This is a genomic window from Ectobacillus polymachus (assembly GCF_048159605.1).
Lineage (GTDB): Bacteria > Bacillota > Bacilli > Bacillales > Bacillaceae_G > Ectobacillus > Ectobacillus polymachus.
The window spans coordinates 40,553-66,547 of record NZ_JBLREB010000006.1 but is presented as its reverse complement, the minus strand read 5'-3'; the positions used below and the strand labels follow the sequence as shown (position 1 = coordinate 66,547).

Below are 25,995 nucleotides of genomic sequence, written 5' to 3'. Positions count from 1 at the left end.
GTAGAAGTTTTTTAAATAAGGAAAGAATATTAATACTAATTTAAGGAGTGATTGTATTGATATTCTTTCCTTTTCTTTACGAAGACGAGCTTTTTTATAGTATTTTAGCAAGATTTCATGACTATTCAGGTAATGAGAATCCTAAATCATCAATCAAAGAAATATTTGGTTCTAATACTGTTTGTGCAACAACAACTCTCCCAGCGAACCTAAATCAATTATGTAAAAGGCTACCTCACAAGGATTCTTATAATCCAAGTTACTTTATTGAAAAGCATACGTTACTACCCTATTATGCTCCATTTATCCTAAAAGAAAGATATACAGAAATCAAAGTTTCTATGAGTGAAGAAAATGGGACTGCTCTTTTCATGAGATTAGGAAGGGTTGCAAGTACTATAAAAAGCCCTAAGTATTTTAATTATTGTATTGAGTGTGTTGCAAATGAGATGAAAACACAGGGAGAAGTATATTGGCATAGAACACATCAAGTAGAAGGAGTAAAAATTTGCCCTAAGCATAGAACGTGGCTTATAAAATCCCAAGTCCCTTTTTCTGAAAGAAAGCATAAACATGAATTCATTCCTCTTGAAAACAGCATAAGAGTATCGAATTCAGTTGATAAGGTGACAACGTCAAAAAGTGATTTTGAACATTTATTATATATTGCTGATCAAACGTATTATCTTCTTAACAACAAAATTGAGCCATTGGGTTTGGAAAACTTGCAGAAATATTATTTGGAAAGATTACAAGGAAGAGGATTAGCATCTGTAGCGGGAAGAATTAGATGGCAGGAATTAATATCGTTATTTAATTGCTACTACAGTCAAGAATTCCTGTTAGATATAAACTGTTTTGTTGATTCTGATAAAGAAGATACATGGTTACATAAGGTACTGAGAAAGCCTAGAGTAAGCTGTCATCCATTAAGGCATATTTTGATATTGGGCTTTTTAGGCGAAACTATTTTATCTATGGTTAGCCAAATCGGTGCAATTTCGTATAAACCATTTGGAAGTGGGCCATGGCTTTGTTTGAATAAAGCTGCAGATCACTTTCAAAAACCTATAATAAACTCTTGTGTAATAACTAGGGATTATAAAACGGGTTTACCTGTTGGAACATTTTCATGTTCGTGTGGGTTTGTTTTTTCTAGAAAAGGGCCGGACAAAACAAATGAAGACCAATTCAAAATTGGGAGAATCAAAGAGTTTGGTTGTGTATGGAAAGAAAAGTTGACCTGCCTTTCACAAACGGGGCTATCCTTACGAGCAATGGCGAGAATACTTGGAGCAGATCCTATGACAATAAAAAAGATGTTAACATCGAATGTTGAAGGTCCCCAAAATAAATCTCCTTCTAGAAATACTGAGGAAATACAAAAATATAGAGAGCAATGGGTCTTACTCCTTAAAAAAAATAAAGATAAATCCATTACTCAATTACGTTCAGTAAATCCAAAGGTGTATGCCTGGCTATATCGGAATGACAAAGACTGGTTAAAAAATAATTATCCATCTACTACAAAGGTCACTTCTAATAAGGGTATCACAAGGATTAACTGGGAGAAAAGGGATTATGAAATGGCCATACAGGTAGAAAAGATTATCGAAAGTATTTTATCTGAAAAAAATAAGTTAATTAGAGTAACCAAAAATGAAATTGGTCGTAGGTTAGGTAAGTTGACAGCATTAAATAAAGGATTGGAACAACTCCCAAAAACAAAGAAATTAATTAATCAAGGTACTGAATCTGTTGAGCAATTTCAAATGAGAAGGATAAAGTATGTCATTAATGAGTTTAGAAAAACAATATCATCTATAAAAGAATGGGAAGTAATTCGTAAAGCAGGATTAAAAAGGCACACTGCAGAAAAGTTTAGGACTTTTATTCTAGAGGAGATTTATAAAGATTATAAAAATGAAAACTTTGTTAGTTGAAAAAAGTAAAGAAAGGACCAATTATGGTCCTTTTTGTATTTACAAATGAAACGGAGTGTTGATTACTTCATTTAATATAAATATTAAAATTTCACTAGGTAAATACAGGGAAATGACGAGTTTTGTCGAATTGCATATACATATGTAATTTCTGAATTAAGGAGATTCTATATGGATAAGATTCTAAATTTGGTAAAGTACGGATATGAATGTGACTATCTGGACTTTAAAGAAAAACAATATTCGAAAGACAAGCATATGGACCTAATTGCAGACATTATGGCAATGGCTAATTCCCGTCATGAAGGCGATAAATTCATCATCATTGGAGTTAAGGATAGACCGGAAGGGAAAGAAATAAAGGGGATTCTTGAGGAATTTGTTGATTCATCAAATTATACCCAGGTTATTTTGAGTAACATTGAGCCCGATATTCAGTTTGATTATTTCAAGTATGAATATGAAGGGACTCTTCTGGGGGTTTTTAGAATTTATAATACAAATAGAAAACCTTATATGCTTAAACGAAAATATAACAAATTAAATGAAGGTCTTTGTATAGTTCGTAAGGGGAGTGTAAACTCTATAGCAAAACGGAGCGATTTTGATTTCATGTATCAAAATAAAGGGGTATTTGAAGTCAAATTTCTTGAAGAAACACTTTATGGTGTTCATGATTTTGATGGTTGTGCCTCTATAGATATACTATTAGCAAATGGCACAGATAATCCAATTACAATCACTTCAGGTTATATGAACATTCTCAATAAGGATGGTAAGAAATTATCTACCCATCCTGTATATGGCATAGATAGTGTGATTGGAGCTGATTTTAAGATAGGACTACAACCCAGATCAGAAATAGTTGGTCAATTATTTGTATCTTTCGGTTCATCTGACCCTGTTCGATTAAATATAGATGAATACGGTGTTGGAAACAATGACTACCAATTTGAACTTTTATTATTTGATGCACGTGGGAACCAATACTCAACAACAATAGAACAAGGAAATGTGCTTGTAAATGGTGATTTTCTTTGGAAGGTGAAAAAACAAAAAGGGATTCCTCATAAGTTTCGGACACATAAAATGAAATCTTAATATCTGTTTACAAGGTTCGAAAAATTGTTAATTATTATCTAGAAAAAAATAATATTAAATACAAATTCTTTAGTAGTAAGAAGGGATAAGAGATGTATCTACATAGTTAAAAATTATGGAACTGCTATTAAGACTTAGGATATTGCAACTAAGGTTATAAGTAATTTAGGAGAGCCTTACGGTAAGAATGATAGATTTGGAACAGTTGTCAACCATCTTAGAATAAAAGTTTCTAGTTTTTATGATCATGCTGTTAAGCAAACAATTACAAGGGGTGTTAAATAATTCGTGTTTTTTTTAATTGAGGGAAATGCTTCCTTTTTTCGAAATTAATCAAATTGAGGAAGAAAATAAATAAATAAAGATAATTTATAAAAATTGAGTTCCACTAAGAGTTTAGAAAATAATAGGCGTCAAATAAAATTATTAGAAAGGAAAAGACTATCAGACAAAGTTGATAGGTTGGATTGAAATTATGCAAGTTTATCGTAACCATAGGAGGAACGTGAGGGAAAGTTCATGAACAGAGAAGAAATTCGAAGAATAATTAGACTCAGTAGAAAAGATGATAAATTTTTTATAAATATGACTAACAAGTACAGTTTAAATACTAATAGGGTAGAAACATATAAAATTTATAATGCCTTTACTAATGATAATGTTTTAAAAAGTAAATTACGTAAAATATACTTACCAAGTAATTTAAAAGCTTTCAGTAATAAAACAATGGTATACAATCACAATTTAACAAAAAGAGATACTATAGAGTGGGCACACTTTTTAATCGATTTATTTAATAGTGAAATTAACAAATACTTATGGTATAAGCAAGTTTACGAAAGATTTCTTTTCTCTGAACAATATAATAAAGCATATTCTACTCTTTTAAAAATAGAAGAAGAAGTATGCGTTTCACTATGGTCAAGTGGACAGAAACTTTTGCTTGAGGAGCAGATAGGGGGATTAGAAGCAAATAAAAAGCTTTTGGAGAAATTTTTTAAAGAGACAAAATATAATTTAATAGTAAATACATTACTAGAATTTTCTAGTTATGTTGCTGAAAAAAACATGAGTTATTTGAACTACCAAGATAAAGTTAAGAAGTTTATTGAGTCCCTAGGAGATCAAGAAGCTGTTAAAAATTATTTTAATTTTAAATTAAACTTAGATGATAGCTATAAAAATGATTATAATTCAATAATTCAAATTGAAAGTCAATTGTCAATAATTGATTTTTATAATAGTTACCTTGAAGTAGTACAGGTTGAGTCTTTTAGATGTGAATTTCAGGACCTAGAAGTTATGACTAGTGGTTTAATTAGGGAAATTGATGATTATAGAATAAGAAATATTTTGGCGAAGTACTCAAAAGGTGACTTTGAATTACTTCCTTCAAACACGGGTGAACAAGAAAAGGTATTTGAAATAATTGAATTATACACAAAAGGTGACTATTTAACTTCAATACAGAAATTGAATGATTATCTAAATACTAATAGTAATGACTTTCAAATGATATTACTTTTAATAAAATCACATATAAATGCGTCTGAGGAGATAACACCTAAATTTCCAATATATCAAGATATATATAATATATATTCAATAAATGAAAGTACAAATGAGTCGTTTACCAATCTATATGGGTACTTAAAATTATATAGTGGTACAAGTTGGAAGTTTAAAATAAGAGGTTTTATAAGTAGAAAGTTTGCGTTTACGGAAAAAAATATTAATAGCTATTTATCTCATATTAATGATTTAATTTTAACTCCAAATTTTGTAGGTAATATTTCTAAAAAGGAAGATCAGAAACAGTTCTTAGGACTATTTGAAAATCTCTGCCCACTAACTACTTCTTTATATTTATTTATGTATAATTACGAACTCGAATTAAGCCCTGGAGTGTTAGACCCATTTAGAAAACAACTATTTATTGCTACTAAGGAAATTGAGAGTGAAAATTTTAATGAGGCAATAATATTACTTAATTCAATTAAGGAGCATTTAAATAAAGATGATCATTACTCCTTAGAGAGAGTGCTTCGAAAGTTATTATTAGCATATAAGAAAAATAACCAACTTCTAGAGTGCATTGAATTGATAGTTGATGCATACTTTATTAACCAGAATTTGATAAAGAGATTTGAACTTAGTGAAGTAATCGAAAAGGTCCAAAAAAGCGATGATGAATTAATTAAGAAAAATATAAAGTATCCAATTTTTATTTACTTGTACGACAAGAATGATTATAAAACTCAACGCATTGCATATTCAAATTATATGGATTATAACCAATTAAATTCAGTTGAAGATATTGTTAATATAAACAAAGATACATCTTTGTTAGTATATTTTTTACATAAGATCTGTGTTCAACATCTAATCAAAAGAGACATACGTTTAGCCACTAATGCCTCTATGGCAGATGAAGTCCGAACAGAGATACTTAGACAATTAATTAATTTAGACCCTAAAAATAGGAAGCTTTATTACGATGAAATTAATGGAATAATGACAAAAAGAGGTATACGAGACCGCACTAAACAAATTAATCAAAGTCGAATATTTGTTGATGTAGAAAATATTAAGGCAGAAATCAAAGATATACTAGTAGAAAATTTCAATAAATATATTACGGTTAAAAAGTTTGAAAATGAAGTTAGAAGTATAGACATTACAGACCAAGAATATTTAGATGTCTTAAAAAATATTGTTTATGATATGAATAATCGGATAAAATCTGATGTCAATTACAGCCAGGAGGTAATAATTTTAAAGAGTATAATATCAAGAATTACAGAGGAATTTCTTTACAATGAAAAATATGGATTAAATACATTTCTTAGTTCAAGAATTAGACATGGGTATGTCAACAGCCAATTGACTACTCTATTTTACGAACATAACTTAATGTCCAAGTCTGCTAATGATGGAAGTGATATATACTCAATAAATGAATACTGGGATAAACTTGTAACTGAAGAAAGTAACAACTTCAAGAAATTAAAACAATTCTTGTCAGACTTTACAGTTATAATTGATAAAAAGGTAACTGAAATTAAGGATGAATGGATAAGAATAAGATACACTATTAAAGATAAAGGGCTACTAGATTATTCAATATTTGTGAATAATTGTTTAGTGATCAATATTGATAATATTGTTGATTTTGATGTTTTTTTTGAAACTATAATTAGTCTTTTGTGGAAAAAAACAGATGAACTTTTAACAATGCTACGTAAAAAAATAGAAAGTCACTTAAAAGGCTATTTAATAGATGCCCTAAATACTTTAGAAATTAATATGAAAGAATTAGAAAAAAGCGAAATAAGTAATTTAGTTAAAGAAATTAACAAAAGTATAAATTTATGCAAGGTAAAATTAGAAAGTGTAATTAAAGAATTTACTGACGTTTTTTACATAAGAGATATCCTATACCTAGATTATTCAATGGAGGATTTAGTTGCAACATGCATGGAAATTAATTATAAACTAAATAACAATTTTAATAACATTAAAATAAACCAAGAAATACAAATACCATATAAATTTAGTGGAATGTCATTTTCATATTTTGTAGATATATTAAACATAATAATAAACAATGCGTTAGAACATTCAGGAGTTGAAGATTTTTCAAAATTAAATTTAGATATTATTATTATAGAAGAAAATTCTGAGATGGTTGATATTATACAAGATGCATATAAAGAAAAAAGAATTGATTTTAAGAGTGAAAAGTTTATGAGTATTACAGTAAGAAATAATTTAGGCGGCGGAATGGAAACAAAGGAAATAGAAAGTAAGGTTCAAGAAGTTTTCGATAATGCAAAGAGTCATGAAATATTGAAAAAGTTTACACAGACTGAGGGGGGCTCAGGATTATATAAAATGTATAAAACTTTACAATATAATATTAACGCGCCATATAGCATTCTTTATGATGTTACGAATGAATACTTTGAAATTTCTGCATTTATTGGTATAGATAATTTGATTCTAGAGGAAGGTGTGGTAAATGAGGATATTATATGTAGAGGATGATGATAGTAAGGTTTTGGAAGTTAAAAAATTAGTAATAGATTTTATACCTGATAGTAAATTGAAAATTTCCAATTCATTAACAAGCGGTATAGCTGAAATTAGAGGTAATAAATACGATTTGATTCTATTAGATATGAGTTTGCCCTTATATGATTTCAAAGATTGTGATGATGAAGAGGGTAATGATTTTGAGACATTTGCAGGTATTGATATTCTAGAAGAAATGAAAAGAATTAAAGTAGAAACAAATGTAATAATTATAACTGCATTTGATGTCTTAGGTGAAAATGATAATAAGTTAAATTTAAAACAACTAGATGAACGAATGATTAAAGATTTTAGTTCAACTTATAAAGGTATCATCCATTATAAATCATCATCACTAGAATGGAGAAATGCTTTAATAAAACTTATCAAAGATATTCATAATCTTTAGGGGGTTGAGGTAGATCACTTATGAAAATTTTATTGGTGGATGATGAAAGTTACAAGTTGAAAAAGTTAATGCAAGTATTAACTTCAATAGAAGGAATTCAACAAGATAACATTATACATACATTAGAGTTAAATGCAGCAAAAAGAGAGTTAGTTAATACTGCGTTTGATTTTATGATACTAGATTTAAATATTCCTGAGGTTTTAGGTGAGGACCCTAAAAAAACAGCAGGTATTGAGTTCATTGATGAAGTGGTTTTTGTTGACAGATATATAAAACCGAAGCAAATTATTGTATTAACTGCATTTGATGAACTAGAGGTGAGCTTTAGGGAAATACAAAGTAAGCTAGCTTTTCCAGTCTTAAAGTTTGATGAAACTTCGACCAATTGGTCTGATAATATTAGAGCTAAGATTGAATATGCATTATTGTGTGAAAAAAGCACAACTAACCCTTTACAAGGGAATAATTGTGATGTTGCCATTATTACTGCAGTAAAAACAGAAACTGATGCAGTAAAAAATTTGGAAGATAATTGGAAACTAGAAAGAATTAACGGTGATCCAACATACTACTATACTAATGAGTTTAGGTTAAAACAAAAGACCTTAAAGGTAGTAACTGCTCAACAGTCTGAAATGGGGATGTCTGCTGCTGCCTCTTTAACAGTGAAATTAATCTACAACTTTAAACCCAAGTATATTATTATGGTTGGAATTGCAGCAGGAATAAATACCGAAAATAATTTTGGCGATATTATTATCCCATCAGAGATTTGGAATTATAGTAATGGGAAATACATTCAGGATAGTACTAAGGATTCATTAATAAGTTTTAGTCCAGACCCAAAGGCAATTCCCCTAAACCCTGAAATAAGGGAACTCATAGGCCAAGATTTTAACGATGTTTTATTTAGGATTAAACGTGAATGCGACGGAGCTCCACAGCATGACTTACAAATAATCAGTGGTCCTATGGCCTGTGGCTCAGCAGTAGTTGCTAATAGTGAAATTATTGAAAACTTAGTAAAAAGTCACTCAAGGAAGACAGTAGGTTTGGACATGGAATCTTATGGAGTATTCTATGCTTCAAATAACATAAATAACCAATTAACAATTCCTATAATAATTAAATCTATATGTGACTTTGCAGATGCTAAAAAAGGTGATAATTTTCAAAAATATGCAGCAAACACGAGTGCAAAGTTTATGAAGTATTTGATTGAGGAACAGTTGGAATTTTAGTTATGAATTTTTGGCTAGACTTACTTCTTAATAAAGAATATTAGTGTGGATTTCTTCCATTCTGTTGAAACAAGAGATATATTCTGGATGACGGGTTCATAACTCTACAGCATCTGGGGGTTTATATAGTTACCAACATTAATGTAAGTCAATGAAATTTACTTAAAAATTGGTTACCAACATTAATGTAAGTATAAAATGTTTAAAAAACTTGTTAATCCTTGATATTAACGGGTTTTTTGGTTACCAACATTAATGTCGGTGAACAAAATGTTGTGGCTTTAGAATAAAGTCGCGACGTTTTAAAAAAAGTTACGAAGCTCTACCCCTTTGGTTATGATTAACCAAAGGGGTGTTTTTATGTCTAAAAGAAAAAGAACATCTAAAATTGAGAAGTGGATTAAAGAAGGTCGAGGCTCATTTTCTAGAAGAATACGTTGTTTATATGACTTCAATGAATAAAACATCGATAAACAAAGGTTTTCTATGTAAGAGTTAAGATAAGCGCATAATGTTGGTGAGACCCCTATTAAAAGATTTAGACGTCTGTTTTTACCCTGCCCTCCATTAAGAGTTTGCTATGGGCATCCCCCGTCATTCTATTATTTTGTTCCTGCCAAGCCTTTAAATACTTCTACTCCTGTTTCGATAAGTTCATCGACAAAATCATATTCATAAGTGTGGATAGGAGCATGATCTTCTCCATTTCCAAGAAGGAAATAGGCACCTTTTATAAGTTTTTGGTAATAACCAAAATCTTCTGATGAACGCAATGGTTTTTGCAATTCACGTAATGGAATCCCTTTTTCTTCACAAACCTTACGAACCTTATCAGCGCTTTCTTTAGTATTAACCGTTTCCGGGAATACATCAGAGTATTTAAAACTTACTTTAATCCCTTGTTCCTTGCCAAGTTTTAATGCAAAATCCTCAAGTTTTTTTTGAAGTTTATCTAATTCTGTTTCTTTTTCTGCACGAATGGTCAGACGTAAGGCACCTTCATGAGCTGAAATGCCATAATTTTCAGAGCCTACATCAATTTGAATAATGGTACAGAGAACTAAGCCTTCATAGTGATCTGGAGCAATAAACTTAGGAATTGCCGCAACGATTTCAGCGATAGCATAAGAAGGATTTACACCTTTTTCCGGCTCACTTGCGTGCGCAGGAGAACCAACCATTTCAATTGACATTCCTTTAGAAGCACACCATGCTGTTCCATCGATGACACTTACTGTATTATACGGAATACCCGACATATTGTGATAAGCGAAGATTTCTTCAATATTTTCTTCTTTAATGACTTCACGGGCATCAAGGGCACCTTGTCCTGTCTCTTCCGCATGCTGGAAGAGGAAGATAATATTTTTATCTGCACCTTTTTGATCTACTTCAAGGGCGAATCCAGCAAGAGTAGAAGCGTGTCCGTCATGGCCGCATTTATGGGCAACGCCTTCATATTGGGATTTCCATGGAAGATCAATGGTTTCCGGAATTGGCAGTGCATCAAAATCAGCGCGAAAGGCAATCGTTGGTTTGTTGTTACCTGTCATATATTTTACATAGAAATACTTACCCTTATCGGTAATTTCTAAGTTAGTCGTATGTTTTTTAAGGAATTCCATTAAATGCTGTTTTGTCCAATCTTCTTGATAAGATAATTCCGGATGTGCATGTAACTCATGTCGTAATTGAACTGATAAATCTAAATTTTTTCGATCCATTGAAATCACTCCTACATATTGGCCAAATTAAAATCTGTCTTCCTCTCAAATAGTGGAAGAGGGAGTTTCCTGGTGTTATAGCGTATATTTCCCCTTTCTATAACAATAACTTAAGCCATTTAACAAAACACATCAATATATTCTTGAGAATTGCTGAAAAATGATACAATTACTATTCTTATAGTCATTAAAAATAAAGCCGATACTAATAGATTTAGTGACGGCTTTTTCCATATTGTATAATAATTATATGGAATATTCAGTAATTTTATATTTGACACAAGGGTATGAAGGGGAATAATTATGATTCAAGCAATTAATCGTGAAAATAAAGCTGAAGTAATTTCATTTTTTAAAGAGCATTGGGGTAGCTCTGAAATGATCATTTCAATAGGAGTATATAAATGTGACGAATTAGATGGTTTTGTTTTCATGAATGATAAAAATGAAATTATTAGATTAGTTACATATGAAATCCGTGAAGATGAATGTGTATGTGTTCTCCTTTATTTTTAGGGCTTGATAATATCAAATTTCCATTTTGTTGACGGTATAAAGTTATAAAATCTAATTTCTCTAATTGAGGTGTCTTAGCGCATGAGTATATTACAAATAAACCAAATTGAAAAAAGTAAAGGAAATAGGATTCTTTTTCCAAAGATAGATTTAGAGCTTCATAAGGGAGAGGCGGTTGCAATTCAGTGCAATAATGAAGTTGGAAAACAGTTAATACACATGATGATTGGAGAGACTCCGATTTCGAATGGCGAGATTTTGTTAGAAGGGTTGCCATTAAACGTTCATTATAAAAGCTTATCTAAGCGTGTAGGGATTTTTATGTTAGATGAAGCTTTGTATGATCGTCTTACACCAAAGGAATATCTGAAGTTTTTTAAAAGGCTATATGATGTGGACATTGAGACCGATTCAGTCATTCAAAAAGTTGATTTAATTGAGAAAGTTAATACGAAAATTATCAAGCTTTCTTTTTCAGAAAAAAAACGGTTACAGCTTGCTAGAGTCCTTTTACATCAGCCAGATCTCCTACTTATGGAAGAGCCTGACCAAAACATTGATATAGAAAGTAAAATCATTATGCAAAGAGTATTAGAAGAATTCACTGAGCAAGGTAAGGCGATTCTTATCACAACAAATAACTTTGAAAGTGCAATTTCTATGACAAATATTGTTTACCGTCTTAATGAAGAAGGCTTAAAGAAGATTGAAGTGGTGGATGAGGAAAATGAAGAATTACATTCAGTTTCCAAAGAAGACCTTCCTGTTGGTTCACAAGAACAATTAGCTACTGAGATAGAAAGTGAAAAAATTGTAAGTTCAGTTTCTAAAGAGGTAAGGGAGGATAAAGAACAAGCTGAAGGGGAAGTAACGACCATTCACAGACAGTTGCGATTCGAAAAGATTCCAGCAAAAATCAATGAAAAAATCATCCTATTTGATCCTACGGAGATTGTTTTCGTTGAGAGTAATGAAGGAATTTCACAACTACATGTTAATGGAGAAGTCTTTCCTTGTTCCATAACTTTAAATGAATTATCTGATCGATTACAACCATTTGGTTTTTTCCGTTGCCATCGATCATATATTGTCAATTTACAAAGAGTACGTGAGGTAATTACTTGGACTAGAAATAGCTATAGTTTAATTCTTGGAGATCCAAAGAAAAGTTCTGTTCCATTATCTAAAGGGAAATTAAATGAGTTGAAGGATATCATCGGGATCTAATTTATATTCACGGTAAAACGTATTTTTGGACAAAAAATATGCTCCATTCATCTGAAAATTGATGCCATTCAACCTTACCTACACTCTTTTCACCTTGATATTACTGCGTTTGTCTACTATTGCAGCTAAACTTGAATCAAGAAAGCACAAACGGAAAAGGGAGAAATTGAAATGGAAAATGTTATCGAAGTAAGGGAGCTTGTTAAATCATTTGAAAACAATATAGCTTTGAAAAATGTAAACTTTGAAGTGAAAAAAGGAGAAACGATTGGTTTTCTAGGACCTAGTGGTTCTGGTAAAACGACAATGATAAAAATATTAACAGCCCAACTGCATCCAAATGCTGGGGAGGTCAAGGTGTTCGGAAAACCAATACATAAATTAAAAGATCCTAGTTATATGAAGAGAATCGGTATTTTAACGGATAATAGTGGTCTTTACGATCGGCTTAGCATCTACGATAACCTTGCATTATATTGTGATTTATATGAAGTAGAGAAAAGTAGAATTAATGAGGTTCTTGAATCAGTTAATCTAGTACAAGATAAGAAAAAACTAGTTCAAAAGCTATCAAAAGGAATGAAGCAGCGTGTCACATTGGCACGTGCCATCCTCCATAAACCTGATCTTCTCTTTTTAGATGAGCCGACTTCAGCCTTAGATCCAGTCAATACGAAGCATATTCATGAGGGTCTAAAAAAATTAAATCAAGAAGGGACAACCATTTTTTTAACGACCCATGATATGCAAGAGGCAGAAGAGCTTTGTAATCGAGTTGCATTCTTACACAATGGGGAAATCAGGCTACTCGATACACCTCAAAATTTAAGAGCACAACAAGAAAACACATCGATTTCACTTTTATTAAAGGGAAACCGTTCAGTTATTGTTGATAAAGACGAAGAAGGTGCAAAAGAAATCTACCGATATATGAAAGCTGGAGAGCTTTTAACGATTCATTCAAATGAACCGACACTTGGAGACATTTTCGTACAATTAACAGGGAGGAATTTATGATGTCCTTTTCATTTAAACGAGTAAATGCAATATTTATAAAGGATTGGAAAGACCTACAAAGAAATTCATACATTATCTTTACGTTAGCTTTACCTTTAGTTTTAGCTGCGTGGCTTGGACGCATGGGTGATGACAGAGCCGTATTGAACACATATCCAATCAATCTTGCTCTTGTTATCGCCGGTGCTTTTATTCAATCAGCAATGGTCGCAGAAGAAAAAGAGAAAAATACTTTGAGAGGATTATTATTATCACCAGCAAGTACTTTGGAGATTTTAATAGGAAAAAGTGCATTATCTGCTGTCACGACGATTGTTGTTATTATTGGCTCCATCTTTTTATCAGATTACAAAGTTCCATCACCTCCATTATTTGTATTAAGTGTCATATTGGGTTTGATTTTTTATCTTGCGATTGGAACAATTCTTGGCTTGCTATCAAGAACGGTAATGGAAACGAGTATTATCGGAATGCCTGTAATGGTGATATTTGGGATGAGTTCTATGCTTAAACCAATGGTAAAAAACGAAATGCTCTTAAAGGTCATCGATTATTTACCGAATGAACAATTAAACGCAATTTGGCTCGGTTTAAGCAATGGAGAAGGCTTTAGTAAAATCATTGATAATATGCTTGTGCTATTGGGATGGGTAGCCTTATCAATTGTTATAACAGTGGTCATCTATAAAAAACGCAGGTTTGATTGAAAGAAAGAATCAATGGAATTGTTGCACGTTAATTTCAATGCAACAATTGTAGTATTTGTGAAAGTATACGGTTATTAAGAACATGGTGGAAATTAATAAATTTTATACAAAAAAACGTCATTTTAATCGTAATAATGACGTTTTTTAATCTTCTTATCACTTTTTCATTTCAATCTCAATTCTCTTTGCTAAGTCAGATGATACTTTATTGAAATACTCCATAACTTTCTTTCTAATATCATCAGATATGACTTTCAAATCACTGGCTAAATTTTCGACAAGATGTTCTTTTTCTATTTGAGGTAGCCTCGTATAGAATTCACCAGCCTGCCCAAAATCGTCTTGCTTTGTTATAGAAGTTCTTTCTAGTTTGCCTTCAACATATCTTCCATCACCACTTGTAATTTGATTAGCTGGTGTCCAATTTTGCTGTTGGTTAACCGGTAACTTACGAAATTCAGTTCCAATTCTTCTTCTTTGAGAATCACTATAAATATTGGCACGGCCCTGCAGTATTTTATCATCAGATAATTCTGCGCCGTCTAGTAAATTAGAAACGGAGAAGGCGACTTTTTCTACTTGTTCCATATAATTATCAGGATTTATATTTAATACCATTTTGCCTACTGGTATTAGGGGATACTCTTGTTCATCCCATACTTTTGTATCGTCTAAAGGATCATAAGAAAGATTTGCTTCATCCTTTGGGTTCATGAGCTGGACATATAAGCCATATTCCACCGGTTTACCACCTGCAATCGTATCGTATAAATCTTTACCAGCGTAATCAGGATTTTCAGCAGCTAGTCTATTTGCTTCTTCGCGACTAATGTATTGTACACCTTCAAATGGGTACCAATGGTATTTAACGTACTTTCTAATACCTTGAGCATTTCTCCAAACATATGTATTTACACTATGTCCTGGAATGCGGCGAAGACTTTTTATCGTACCAGCATCTGAGTATAAACGTACAATAAAATGAATCGATTCAGGCGCTCTTGCTACAAAGCTCCAAAACCTATTAGGGTCAATTAAATTATTTTTTGGTGAAGGTAAGATTGCTTTAATAAATTCCGGAAATCGTATCGCATCACGAACAGAAAAGACAGGAATGTGATTACATAAAAGGTCAAAAGCGCCTTCTTCTGTATAAAATTTTGTAGCAAAACCACTTACATTTCTAGATGTATCAGGTGTTCCTTTCGTACTGACAGCTAACGAAAAGCGAACCATAACAGGAACTTTCTGATTAGAATTTTGTAAAAAGCTCAGTTTTGTATGTTCGGACATCGAATATATCGTTTGAAAATAACCAAATGCACCAAATCCTTTTACATGAACGGGTCTTTCTAAAATCTTTTCATGAATAAATTCTTGTAAGGTTTCGTGTAGTACACCATCTTGTTCCAGTACAGATCCCCCAGAGCCAATCGTCTGGGAATGAAGTTTAGCTGGCTCATTGGAGAGGTCTCGATTCTCATAATGGCTTTCCTCTAATAAAGTTTGCCTCTGTTTATGATGCTTTTCATTCATTATTATAGCCTCCAAAATTTAATTTCCATCAATCGTTACTAAATATGATTTTTAAGGCTCGAATATGTATCTTCTTCTTTGATGTTCAACATTCATTAGAAATATAGTTTCTTAAAGTTAGTAGCATTTTTCAGGGAATTGCAATATAAAGTGAATTTGAACCGATGTGTGAACAGACCGCTAGTTAAAGAAAACTCCTATGCAGTGGACCTTTGGAGAAGAGCAAAGTCCACTAGCTTACTAGAAAACGAAGCTGTCATAGACGATGTAATTGATCCAGACACAAAAAGGCTATCGAATTTCGATAGCCTAAACAGTTTTCCATTCTATGATTGTATCTTTAAACTTCTAATGTTTGTTGATGGATACGGAACCCGCGCTGGAATCTAGTTGCAGCTTAGGTCCACCTGAACCAATGGAGCCGTTGACACGGTCACGTTCATTTGTACTGTACAAAATGTTTGCTAGATTGCTTTTAACACTGCCTGCGGATGACCGGGCATTCAGTTGAAGGGACTCCGGCTGCTGTTCGGTCACAATTTGAATGGAACCGGCACTGCTGTGAGCGGTGATGTCATGCGTAATTGCCTTTAATCGGACATTAACTGAACCGGCACTACTGTCTAAATCCATTTTTCCCTCAATGTTAGTTAGATTTATACTTCCCGCAGAAGAATGGGCGGTTACATCCCCTTTTAAGTCGTCAGCTTTAATACTGCCTGCGGAAGAATCTAAATCAAAGCGACCAGCTGAAATTTGCTGGATTTCGATATGCCCTGCGGAAGAACGGCCAGTTATTTCACTGTACATTTTTTGCGGTACTTCCACATCAACTTGCAAGCCTTTGTTCACGAAGCCAAAAAATGTAAAAAACATGTAATCTTTTTTATGCCCGATATTAATCATTGCTGTATCACCGCTCTTACTTACGGAAAGCACCTGATCCTTTCGGGAAGATTGGCCGTAGAGATGAACGGTCAAAACATCCGATGTTGAAGGATAAAAATGGACACTAGATGAACGGGATTCCAGCGAGATCTTGTTGATATCCGTTACTTGAATCGTTTTTGTTTCATCTACTGTGACTGACGGAGCAGGATTGACAAAACCAAAACAGAAAACTCCTATGACCCCAATTACCAATCCTAATATAGCAATACGGATTGAAAGTTTCTTCACTCTAATAACCCCCATTCACGATTTTCACATTAAGCTTCCAATACCAATAGAGTAAGCGTATATAACCTTTTGCTAAAAAGTTCGTTAACCATAACAGCAGATACCCAAATGAAAAAGCCGCAAGGACGACGAAGAACATAAGAAGAATCGGTGTATCGTGTGTAAACAAATTCATGATGAATCCAAGTGGTGTAACAAGAAAACCGATTGACGCGGCATAAAGCCCAATAAATACCCCAGCGATACCCAATGCAGGTCCAACAATGAAAATGAGATTGAAGAGCAGCATTCCTAAAAATGCAAAAATGTTAGGACCGACACTTCGATTTGTAGTTTCCTTTTGTGAGATCAAATCGGCAGTGTCCGTCTTCTCAATAGGAGTCCCTAATTCAAATGCGATTGTTCTCGGCGAACCTAAATCTTTAACCGCCTCTTCCTCGCTTTTTCCATTTTTTATCGCAGAATCAATATGTGACTCATAATCACTTAAAATATCTTTTCGTTCCTCATCAGGCAATGGTACTAACAGACGGTTTAGTTCATTTAAAAATTGTTGTTTAGTCATACTTCATTCCCTCCTTAATAATTTCATTGACACTGGCAGAAAATTGCTTCCATTCCTTTACTAACCGTTCAAGATATTCTTGTCCTGCTTTCGTCAGCTGATAGTATTTTCTAGGCGGGCCTTCATTGGATTCCGACAAGTATGTTGCGAAATAGCCCTCTTTCGTTAAGCGTCGTAATAAAGGATATACGGTTCCTTCCGCAATTTGGATTTTATCAGAGATGCTGTGAACCAACTCATATCCATAACGATCCTTTTTCAACGTGTAGACCAATACACATAATTCCAGTGCACCTTTTTTAAATTGAATATTCAAATAACTCACCACCTATAAAGTAATGGTTGATACTGTGCAATGTATAATAGCTGAATATACATATATTCCTTATCTATGAATAAAATACCATTTACTATTAATTAATGCAAGGTACTGGGCTATATTTCTAACAAATTTTTTCCAAATCTAAATTTGATTATTTATGAAGGATCTAGCGATATTGATTTTGTTGCAATTGTAAACCGTCAATTGACTGAAGCAGAGGTAAATATATTATCTAATCCCATCAAGAATTAGAAGAGAAATAGAAAAAAAGAAGGGAATGGGTGTTGTTGGTGATAATATACAATTATATATTGAGTGAACAAAAGGGGGAAAAGTGATGCAAGATCTAGAAATAAAAGAGATTAAACTACTTGATGAAGATATTGAAGAGCTTTCTGAACTTTTGAAAACCGTAGTAGATGATGGAGCGTCAATAGGTTTTTTACCTCCACTGGAACAAGAAGAAGCGACAAAGTATTGGCAAACTGTCTTAGCACCAGAGGTGATATTGTTTCTTGCTAAAATAAACAATAAAGTGGCGGGCAGTGTTCAATTGCATTTAATTACAAAGCCAAATGGAAGCCACAGAGCTGAAATTTGCAAGTTAATGACTCATCCAAACTTTAGACGTAACGGTATTGGACGCTCACTTATGCAAAAAGCAGAAGAAAGAGCAAAACAAGAAAGCAGGTCTCTTTTAGTATTAGATACTAGAGAAGGAGACCCTTCCAATAAACTATATACTTCATTAGGTTATATTCAAGCTGGACGGATTCCTAACTATGCGAAATCTGAGAATGGTGAATTAGCTGCTACCATCTTCTACTATAAAAATAATAATTAATCTTCTTGAACTAACAGGTGCTTTAGTGAAATATGGAGCTTATATAAAAAACAGCTCTTAAAAATAAAAGTAAGCTATCGTTTTGATCAAGCTTTATTCAAAACGATAGCTTTTTTTATTAATCGACTTATTTGTCTAAACCATTTTCACTTTCGGATAGCAAGTGTAATACAACTTCCTGTTTTTCAATTGAAGCTTTCACATCGATAATCCGTTGATTGGCACTTCCACGAAATATTCTTTTCGGTTCCTTTTTTTCTGCTAGAAATCTACCATCTACCAATACATCAATTTCTTTTAGAAATGCTAGAACATCCATATTCTTTTTAGACCATTGCAAAAGTTCTTCAAATGTAAAACCAGTATAAGACCAAATCGTTAATCCGTTTTCTTTAACCCGTTGAACTAATGAAAAGAGCTCTCTGCAGTAAAGGAAGGGCTCTCCTCCCGACAAAGTTAAACCATCTAAAAAGGGATTCTCTACAATTTGATTATATACATCATCTTCATTATATGGTTCTCCATAGTCTTTATCCCATGATTGTGGATTCTGACATCCTGGACAGTGATGCGGGCAGCCTGCTACAAAGAGAACCGCTCTCCACCCTTCTCCATTGGAAATGGAATCCGGATAAAACCCTGCTATGTTCATGTATGTTCACTTTCCTTATATCATTTGTTTCAAGAATGAACAACTCGATCTCGTAATTCGGCCTTTTTCCCTTCGTTCCATTTGGATGTTGTTCCTACTAGGTAACCTGTAATCCGTTGAATGACATCAATATTATTACTTTGGCACGACTCACACTCTGTTGTTTCTGCATGATTCGTTTCATGCCCACAATCTAAGCACCGACAAACTGTATGATTTAAACTGAAATAACCAATTTGCAGATGATGTGCCATAAGTACCATCTTTTGAATTGCCTGATAGTTTTCTGATGCCTTTCCATCCAATTCAATATATGCAATATGTCCACCCAATGTTAATGGGTGATATGGAGCTTCAATTTGCATTTTCTTGATTGCAGAAATAGGATGCCATACAGGCACATGATTCGAGTTTGTATAATATTCTCGTGTATTTACTCCTTCAACTTCGCCAAAGCGTTCCCGGTCAAGCTTAGGGAACTTTTTGCACAAGGATTCGGCAGGGGTAGCAAGCAGGCTGTAGTTAAACTGATAACGTTCTTTTAGTTCCGTACATTTATCACGCATAAATGATACGATGTTTAAACCTGTTGCTTGTGCCTCTTCAGACTCTCCCTGATGTTTTCCAATTAAAGCTAGTAAACATTCTGCTAATCCTATAAATCCAATACCTAAAGTAGATTGATTGATAACTTTTTCAATATGATCTTCCGGTTTTAATTGGCGTCCGCCTTGCCATAAATATTTCAACAGCGTTGGAAATTGTTTTGCTAAAGCCTGTTTTTGGAAATCATAACGTACTTTTAATTGCTCTCCAACTGTCTCGACCATGTACTCAAGTTTTGTATAGAATCGATTCCATTTTTCTTCTTCAGGAAGTTGTTCTTTTTTTACTTCTTCCATTGTTTCTAAAGCGATGCGCACTAAGTTAATCGAAGTAAAGGATGCATTTCCCCGGCCGATGGATGTTTTTTCCCCATGAAGATTTTCAAAGACACGAGTACGGCAGCCCATTGTCGCAGTTTCATAGAGATAACGTTTCGGGTCTTCTGAATTCCACTTATTATGTTGGTTAAATGGCGCATCTAAATTAATAAAATTAGGGAAGAAACGTTTCGCTGTCACGCGACAGGCCAATTGAAATAAATCATAATTTGGATCTCCTTCTTTTAAGTTCACACCATCTTTTATTTTAAAAATTTGAATTGGGAAAATCGCTGTTTGTCCATTACCAACACCACGTTCAGTTGATCGCAGCAATTGTTCCATCACACAACGTCCTTCCGGTGATGTATCTGTCCCATAATTAATGGATGAAAATACGACTTGATTGCCTCCGCGCGAATGAATGCTGTTCATATTATGGATAAACCCTTCCATCGCTTGATAAACCGCATTCACAGTTCGGTTTAACGCATGTTGGAGAACCCTTTCTTGTCCTGTTAACCCTTCTAAACTTGTTTCTTTATAAACGGCTATTGGAAGTTTCTTTAATTCATCAAAATCACTTCCTGTAAATTCACAAGCCTTCTTTAATTCTTTTTCATAAGTTACTTTAACGAAAGGAGCCATATAAAAATCAAAAGCTGGGATAGCTTGCCCTCCATGCATTTCATTTTGTGCAGTTTCAAGGGAAATACAAGCCATCACTGTGGCTCCATGAATACTGTTAGGACGACGTAAGGAAGCATGGTTCACTTCTAATCCATGTTCAAGCATTTGATCAAGCGGGTGTTGAACACAAGTTAAGCTCCGCGTAGGATAATAGTCAAGGTCATGGATATGAATGGCTCCGGTACGATGTAAAAAGCGATGCTCTGGTTTCAACAATTCTGAGAAAGTATAAGCTTTTGTCGTTTCACTCGCAAATTTCATCATCATCCCAGAAGGTGTTTCAGCACTCATATTGGCATTTTCTTTTGTAATATCATTAGATTCAGCTCTAATAATGGATGCAATCGTTTCAAATGATTTTCCATTTCTTGCTTTTGTTCGTTCTTCACGATATAAAATATAAGCTTTTGCTACATCTGTTCGCTCACTCTTCATAAGTTCGATTTCAACTAAATCTTGAATTTCCTCTACAGAAATTATGTCTACTTGAATTTGTTCCAAAACTTTATTACATATACTTTGAGCGAGAGTGGGGGTTACTCCCAGTTTTGTAGCTTGTTCCGCCTTTTCAATAGCTTGAATGATTTTATCTGCACAAAATGGCACAATACACTTATCTCGTTTTATTACTTCTTGATGTTTATTTATTGTTTTCATATACATCCCATTCTTTCATAAAAAAATACGATTAGTCTCTAATGTGGTATTATATATACATTTTAAAATCAATTTCATCATAATTACCGAACATAATTTGAATGTTATTCGATATTTAGATGTAGACCAAGTAGAGTATTACTTTTCCTTTTTAAAAGTTTAGACATGATCATTCGCCTTTTCAAAATATTAATTACATCTTCTTGGCGTAATTTTCGTCCAGATTTCTCACCAAATAGGGAGGGGTATCTACTGAACAAAATTAAAAAAGCTATCTCTTCAAAAGAGATAGCTTTAAATGGAAACGTTAGAAACTTGAAAAATGGTTACGTCTCCATTTCTCAATCCCCGAAGAAATGATTGATCGGTTTTATAAAGGCAGGTCTCCTGGCTTGCTTCATCCTCCGACCTCCTTCCCATGTTTTACATAACATAGTGGACTTAGGTCTTCGTCAGCTTTACAGTTGCGGGGACAGCGTTGGTTTTTCACCGAACTTCCCTATTAAACCACATATAGTGGTACCTAATTAAAACGAACACAATATATAGTTTTCTAATACAAAAATAAGTGTACCACAATTACTGAATAGAAGTAAATGTGAAAAATTAAAATTAGTTATATTCTATTAACTAAATCAATGTCTCAAGTGTTGCATCTTTTGTTCTATCATCTATTTAACGACAGGCCATTTTTCCTTGCGCAGTGCGTTCATCAATTCTGGCCCTACATGCAAGTGTTCCTCTACTAGCTCTTTTGGAGTTAGCGCCATCCATTGGTTCAATGACACGTCGGCAAAGCGATTACTCTTGAACATCTCCAGAAACCATAGGCTTTGATTGCCTGTGTTTTGGATATAATGTCCCATGGCGAACGGTACATATCCTACATCGCCGGCCCGGTAATTAAAAGTTCTGGCAGTGCCATTCGCTGCAAATACCGTCATGCGTCCAGATCCTGAGAGGTAATATTGCCACTCATCGTTATTCGGATGCCAATGCATTTCTCTCATTCCGCCTGGCTTGATTTCCACTAACGCCGCCGCAATTGTAGACGAAATGGGGAAGTTGGTGGAATCAACGATACGTACCGTCCCGCCCGGAGTTACGATCGGATCTTGTGCAAGAAGCCGATGTGTGAAGCTTTTTGGCACAGTACCGTAAGGATCCGAAATCTCCTGACTTTCCAGTGAGCCGGGCAACTTTGCTTGGAAAATGTAGCGCTGTTTTGTAGGGATATGAGCAAAGGCGCTTTCCGTTACACCGAAATTCGCAGCCAACACATCCTTTGGTGTATGGGCGAACCAATCAGTAATAGAGAAGGTATCGAAATCGGAGAAGTTGCCATCGTCGAACACGAGCAGAAATTCGCAACCTTCCTCTCGTCCTTGAATCGAGTGTGGAATTCCGGCTGGAAAGTACCACAAATCCCCTGCTGCGACATCGGCTATAAAATTCCGCCCGTCCTGGTCGACCGAGGTGATTCGTGCCCGCCCTAAAATCATGTAGGCCCATTCAGCTTGCTTATGCCAATGTAACTCCCGTACACCGCCCGGCGTCAGACGCATGTTCACCCCCGCAAGCGTGGTTGCGATCGGTAGTTCTCTTATCGTTACTTGCCGTGACCAACCACCGTGATTTAACTGCATATTGGTATCGGAAAAAGAGAACTTTAAATTAGGAATCGTTCCGGCGTCGGTGACCGGGGGAACGAACATATCGGGGTTTTCAATATCTCGCATGATGTCACGAGGACCAAAATCGGTCGCGCCAGCGCCATCATCTCTGATAGGGTGCGGTATATTTCCATACACAGTTTTTTTCGAAGGTCGTGATTCCACAAAATATGCTCCTTTCTCATTACAATGCACTGCAATACCTGTATGATTGCTTGTACCAAATATATGATATAAACATGTTTGGTATGCAGATGTACAGAATAATGGGGGAGGAGAGAGAAGCGAGGGTAAAGTATTTACATATTGGTTTGGTTACAAAGCACATTTAGCAGTTGGAACGAGTAGTCCATACATTCTGAAATCCTAGCATTCTACCGGAAGCTTACATGATGGAAAAGCCACAATTCCTTTATTAAAATCGCTTTTTTAAACCTACAATTGTTGATGGTTTAGGAAAAACAGTTTTAAAGATCCTCCTAAAAAATATTTTGAGTTTTTTGAAAATTTTGTGTTGCGTATCGCTCGTTCTGTTATATAATAGAAATAACTAAAATATATCTGTGTTAATACAATAAAGGGAGGAATTAATAATGGCTAGAACAGAACGTAAAAACATGATCGAATTTATTGCAATGAATAAAGGGTTACACAAAGATACGTTAATATTTATGACGGATGCTGAGATTGAACATATTTATAACGTAACTTACTTTCATCTTCAAGAAATTGCTGAATAATTAAATACAAATACTAAGTAAAAAAGTTGCACCGTCTTACCCCTTTAATTGTCTAAGGGGTGTTTTTATGTTCAAAAGAAAAAGAACATCTGAAATTGAAAAAAGGATTAAACAAGGTCGAGGTTCAGGGTAAAGTGCGTCATCAAAATTCACAAGAATAATAGAATATGTAAAAGGGTAACGAAAAGGATTGTGCCCTGTACAAATACAGAATTCAATCCTCAACTTTTGGGGCTCACTGTATTTTTTTTACATATACTAAATCACCAGATACTACCCATCGCTTTGAATTATCAAGTACAGATAAACATGTAATAAGTGTTACTTCATCTTTGCCGTGATTTTCCACAACGTCCCATGTACTAGGTGAAACTTCTGTTATTTGTTGTACTGCATATTCGTATTCATTTTCATTATCATATAAATATATTTTGTCATTCGTTTTTAATTCCGAAATATCGCTAAATAACACACCTTTTTTGGACATATTATGTCCTGCTAATGCGTAATTTCCTTTTCCCATCTGTTGTTTCTCTCTAATTGTTGTTGCACCTGATAATAAATGATTTTCTGTCGAAGAATTTAGAATCGGTAGTCCCAAACCAATGCTTGGAATGGATAAACGCCCGATGACCGCTTTCTCATCTAATGAAGCATTGGATACATCTGCTAAATCTGGTCGTTTTATGTTGGAAGCATCAGTAAATGTGGTTTCTTGCTTGTTGTACTTCATTTTCATGATAGTTTCTAAGTTTTTTTCTTGCGTTTTCTTAGCTTTATAAGCGTCATAAAAAGGTTTTGCAATGAAAATACAACCAACCGTAAATAGCAGGATTATCAATATATTATAAATTCTCTTCTTGTTCATATCTCTATTCCTCGCTCTAATTTTTGAAAGAAGCACTTCGTGTAACCTGTAGTAGTAAGACACACGAATAGGAGTTTCACTTTATATTACAGTGTATGTTTGGCGATATTGCCTTGGGGTAGTGTTAGTAACTTTTTTGAAAATCTTTGTAAAATAACTTTGATCATTAAAAGTGAGCCAAGTACAAATATCGGATAGAGGATATTTAGTTAAAGTTAATAGTTTTTTAGCTTCTTCTATTCGTTCTCGTTGAATATATTCACTTAAAGGGATACCTACTTCTTTTTTAAATAACTGGGATAAATAAGAGGGATTTATATTCGTAACGCTAGCGAGATCTTGAAGTGATATCTCATGGTAAATGTTTTTGGAAATATGATTTAGGCAAGCAGTGATAGTGCTTGAGTATTTATGTACACTATATTCTTTGACGCGATCCGCAAAAGTACATAAAGCATTTTCTAATAATCTATTTATAGCGTGCAAGTCATTTAACTCTTCAAGGGTCTGTATATATAAATCACTAAGTGAAAAAGCAATTTCTGACGGTAGATTACCATCTATAGCGTATCTAGTAGCTAGGGCAATGGCAATAATTCCATAGTTTTTTTGGTTTCTTAGCTGATCCGTTGTTGATAAAATTCCAGCAGTTTCTAGTGGAAATGCATATGCATATTCTATTAATTTTTCTTTGTTTCCTTCTTTAATAGTGTTTAAAAATTGTTTCTCAATTGATATGTCGTAATGGACGGGATTGCTTTGATGGCGTGTTGAAATATATAAATCTAGATTTATAATGTCATATGATTTTTCTTCTAGTAATTTATTTTTTTTCCAAACAGTGCTTATATCTAATTTTTCATTATAAATCATGTAATGTAATAAAATACTTATATGAATTAAACTAATTTTTTTAATTTCAGGTACTGAATGAAAGTAGTTGAGTACATTTTGTAGTCCGGTAATTAAATTAAACTTACTCATAAGTTTGATGATCATTTTTTCTGATAATTTGGTGTGCATAGAAGGACCGATTATAAGAGTCCCTTTTATATGTTCATGATTGGTTATATGAATTACAACAAAATTTTCAAGATAAGGATTCGTTTTGATGAGCGGAAAATCAAAAAAATCACTTTCTTGATATAATTCATGTAACTGTTTTTCTTTTGAAGAATAAAAAGGATTATAACTATCATTAGGAGTAGATTCATACAAGATATTTTTATCCGTGGATAAAAAACAAACAGGAACTGTGAATGTTTTACATATCATATGGCATATATATTGTATGTCAATGAAATTATTCATCATTTCCTCCTTTACATCTTCTAAAAAGATGAAAATCTACTTTTGCTAATATTTTCCATAAATTTAAATTTAT

21 protein-coding genes and 1 riboswitch are annotated in these 25,995 nt (G+C 33.5%); of the genes, 11 read left to right on the top strand and 10 right to left on the bottom strand.

What is annotated here, in order from left to right:
- The first annotated feature begins 56 nt into the window (after positions 1-56).
- The 5 genes from ACM5BR_RS17240 to ACM5BR_RS17220 all read left to right on the top strand — a co-directional run bounded on the left by ACM5BR_RS17240 (position 57) and on the right by ACM5BR_RS17220 (position 8,771).
- The gene (locus ACM5BR_RS17240) at positions 57-1,943 is read left to right on the top strand and encodes a TnsD family transposase (RefSeq protein WP_416829293.1); all 1,887 of its coding nucleotides are present in this window, start codon (positions 57-59) and stop codon (positions 1,941-1,943) included.
- A gap of 171 nt (positions 1,944-2,114) precedes the next feature.
- On the top strand, positions 2,115-3,044 hold the full coding sequence (locus ACM5BR_RS17235; protein ID WP_416829292.1) for an AlbA family DNA-binding domain-containing protein: 930 nt from the start codon (positions 2,115-2,117) through the stop codon (positions 3,042-3,044).
- Positions 3,045-3,563: 519 nt separating this feature from the next.
- Positions 3,564-7,091, top strand: a complete 3,528-nt coding sequence (locus ACM5BR_RS17230) for a hypothetical protein (RefSeq protein WP_416829290.1) — start codon at positions 3,564-3,566, stop codon at positions 7,089-7,091.
- Complete coding sequence (locus tag ACM5BR_RS17225) at positions 7,066-7,527, top strand: response regulator (protein ID WP_416829288.1); 462 nt, start codon at positions 7,066-7,068, stop codon at positions 7,525-7,527. The genes ACM5BR_RS17230 and ACM5BR_RS17225 overlap by 26 nt, the downstream gene beginning before the upstream one ends.
- Positions 7,528-7,547: 20 nt before the next feature.
- On the top strand, positions 7,548-8,771 hold the full coding sequence (locus ACM5BR_RS17220; RefSeq protein WP_416829287.1) for a phosphorylase family protein: 1,224 nt from the start codon (positions 7,548-7,550) through the stop codon (positions 8,769-8,771).
- A gap of 602 nt (positions 8,772-9,373) precedes the next feature.
- Here the strand turns inward: ACM5BR_RS17220 and ACM5BR_RS17215 are convergent.
- The gene (locus tag ACM5BR_RS17215; protein ID WP_416829286.1) at positions 9,374-10,495 is read right to left on the bottom strand and encodes a M20 metallopeptidase family protein; all 1,122 of its coding nucleotides are present in this window, start codon (positions 10,493-10,495) and stop codon (positions 9,374-9,376) included.
- 303 nt (positions 10,496-10,798) lie between these two features.
- Between ACM5BR_RS17215 and ACM5BR_RS17210 the strand changes: the two genes are divergently transcribed.
- The 4 genes from ACM5BR_RS17210 (at position 10,799) to ACM5BR_RS17195 (ending at position 13,962) form a co-directional block, all read left to right on the top strand.
- Complete coding sequence (locus ACM5BR_RS17210) at positions 10,799-11,011, top strand: hypothetical protein (protein WP_416829285.1); 213 nt, start codon at positions 10,799-10,801, stop codon at positions 11,009-11,011.
- A gap of 81 nt (positions 11,012-11,092) precedes the next feature.
- A complete protein-coding gene (locus ACM5BR_RS17205; protein ID WP_416829284.1) occupies positions 11,093-12,238 on the top strand; it encodes a LytTR family transcriptional regulator DNA-binding domain-containing protein in 1,146 nt (381 codons plus the stop codon).
- 171 nt (positions 12,239-12,409) lie between these two features.
- Positions 12,410-13,255, top strand: a complete 846-nt coding sequence (locus ACM5BR_RS17200) for an ABC transporter ATP-binding protein (RefSeq protein WP_416829283.1) — start codon at positions 12,410-12,412, stop codon at positions 13,253-13,255.
- A complete protein-coding gene (locus ACM5BR_RS17195; protein ID WP_416829281.1) occupies positions 13,255-13,962 on the top strand; it encodes an ABC transporter permease in 708 nt (235 codons plus the stop codon). Before ACM5BR_RS17200 ends, ACM5BR_RS17195 begins: the two co-directional genes overlap by 1 nt.
- Positions 13,963-14,118: 156 nt before the next feature.
- Here ACM5BR_RS17195 and ACM5BR_RS17190 read toward each other — a convergent pair whose 3' ends face one another.
- From ACM5BR_RS17190 to ACM5BR_RS17175, 4 genes are all read right to left on the bottom strand, one after another.
- Entirely contained in the window at positions 14,119-15,498 is a 1,380-nt protein-coding gene (locus ACM5BR_RS17190; protein ID WP_416829279.1) for a catalase, read from the bottom strand.
- 348 nt (positions 15,499-15,846) lie between these two features.
- Complete coding sequence (locus tag ACM5BR_RS17185) at positions 15,847-16,677, bottom strand: DUF4097 family beta strand repeat-containing protein (RefSeq protein ID WP_416829278.1); 831 nt, start codon at positions 16,675-16,677, stop codon at positions 15,847-15,849.
- A gap of 1 nt (position 16,678) precedes the next feature.
- Positions 16,679-17,242, bottom strand: coding sequence for an HAAS signaling domain-containing protein (locus ACM5BR_RS17180; RefSeq protein WP_416829276.1), 564 nt, complete (start codon positions 17,240-17,242; stop codon positions 16,679-16,681).
- Positions 17,235-17,558 carry a PadR family transcriptional regulator gene (locus ACM5BR_RS17175; protein ID WP_416829275.1) on the bottom strand — a complete coding sequence of 108 codons (324 nt, stop codon included), beginning with the start codon at positions 17,556-17,558 and terminating at the stop codon, positions 17,235-17,237. The genes ACM5BR_RS17180 and ACM5BR_RS17175 overlap by 8 nt, the downstream gene beginning before the upstream one ends.
- 343 nt (positions 17,559-17,901) lie before the next feature.
- Here ACM5BR_RS17175 and ACM5BR_RS17170 point away from each other — a divergent pair, with 343 nt between their 5' ends.
- The gene (locus ACM5BR_RS17170; protein ID WP_416829274.1) at positions 17,902-18,408 is read left to right on the top strand and encodes a GNAT family N-acetyltransferase; all 507 of its coding nucleotides are present in this window, start codon (positions 17,902-17,904) and stop codon (positions 18,406-18,408) included.
- Between the two features lie 127 nt (positions 18,409-18,535).
- Here ACM5BR_RS17170 and nrdG read toward each other — a convergent pair whose 3' ends face one another.
- The 3 genes from nrdG to ACM5BR_RS17155 all read right to left on the bottom strand — a co-directional run bounded on the left by nrdG (position 18,536) and on the right by ACM5BR_RS17155 (position 23,168).
- The gene (gene nrdG, locus ACM5BR_RS17165; RefSeq protein WP_416829272.1) at positions 18,536-19,060 is read right to left on the bottom strand and encodes an anaerobic ribonucleoside-triphosphate reductase activating protein; all 525 of its coding nucleotides are present in this window, start codon (positions 19,058-19,060) and stop codon (positions 18,536-18,538) included.
- A 29-nt stretch (positions 19,061-19,089) separates the two neighbouring features.
- On the bottom strand, positions 19,090-21,330 hold the full coding sequence (locus ACM5BR_RS17160; protein WP_416829271.1) for an anaerobic ribonucleoside triphosphate reductase: 2,241 nt from the start codon (positions 21,328-21,330) through the stop codon (positions 19,090-19,092).
- A gap of 360 nt (positions 21,331-21,690) precedes the next feature.
- Positions 21,691-21,872, bottom strand: a riboswitch (cobalamin riboswitch).
- A 129-nt stretch (positions 21,873-22,001) separates the two neighbouring features.
- The gene (locus ACM5BR_RS17155; RefSeq protein ID WP_416829270.1) at positions 22,002-23,168 is read right to left on the bottom strand and encodes an oxalate decarboxylase family bicupin; all 1,167 of its coding nucleotides are present in this window, start codon (positions 23,166-23,168) and stop codon (positions 22,002-22,004) included.
- 428 nt (positions 23,169-23,596) lie between these two features.
- Between ACM5BR_RS17155 and ACM5BR_RS17150 the strand changes: the two genes are divergently transcribed.
- Positions 23,597-23,743 carry a BH0509 family protein gene (locus ACM5BR_RS17150; RefSeq protein ID WP_416829268.1) on the top strand — a complete coding sequence of 49 codons (147 nt, stop codon included), beginning with the start codon at positions 23,597-23,599 and terminating at the stop codon, positions 23,741-23,743.
- A 235-nt stretch (positions 23,744-23,978) separates the two neighbouring features.
- Here the strand turns inward: ACM5BR_RS17150 and ACM5BR_RS17145 are convergent, their stop codons facing one another.
- Positions 23,979-24,611: a class A sortase gene (locus ACM5BR_RS17145; RefSeq protein WP_416829267.1), complete on the bottom strand. Its 633-nt coding sequence runs from the start codon at positions 24,609-24,611 to the stop codon at positions 23,979-23,981.
- 81 nt (positions 24,612-24,692) lie between these two features.
- The gene (locus ACM5BR_RS17140) at positions 24,693-25,922 is read right to left on the bottom strand and encodes a helix-turn-helix domain-containing protein (RefSeq protein WP_416829265.1); all 1,230 of its coding nucleotides are present in this window, start codon (positions 25,920-25,922) and stop codon (positions 24,693-24,695) included.
- Positions 25,923-25,995 lie beyond the last annotated feature (73 nt).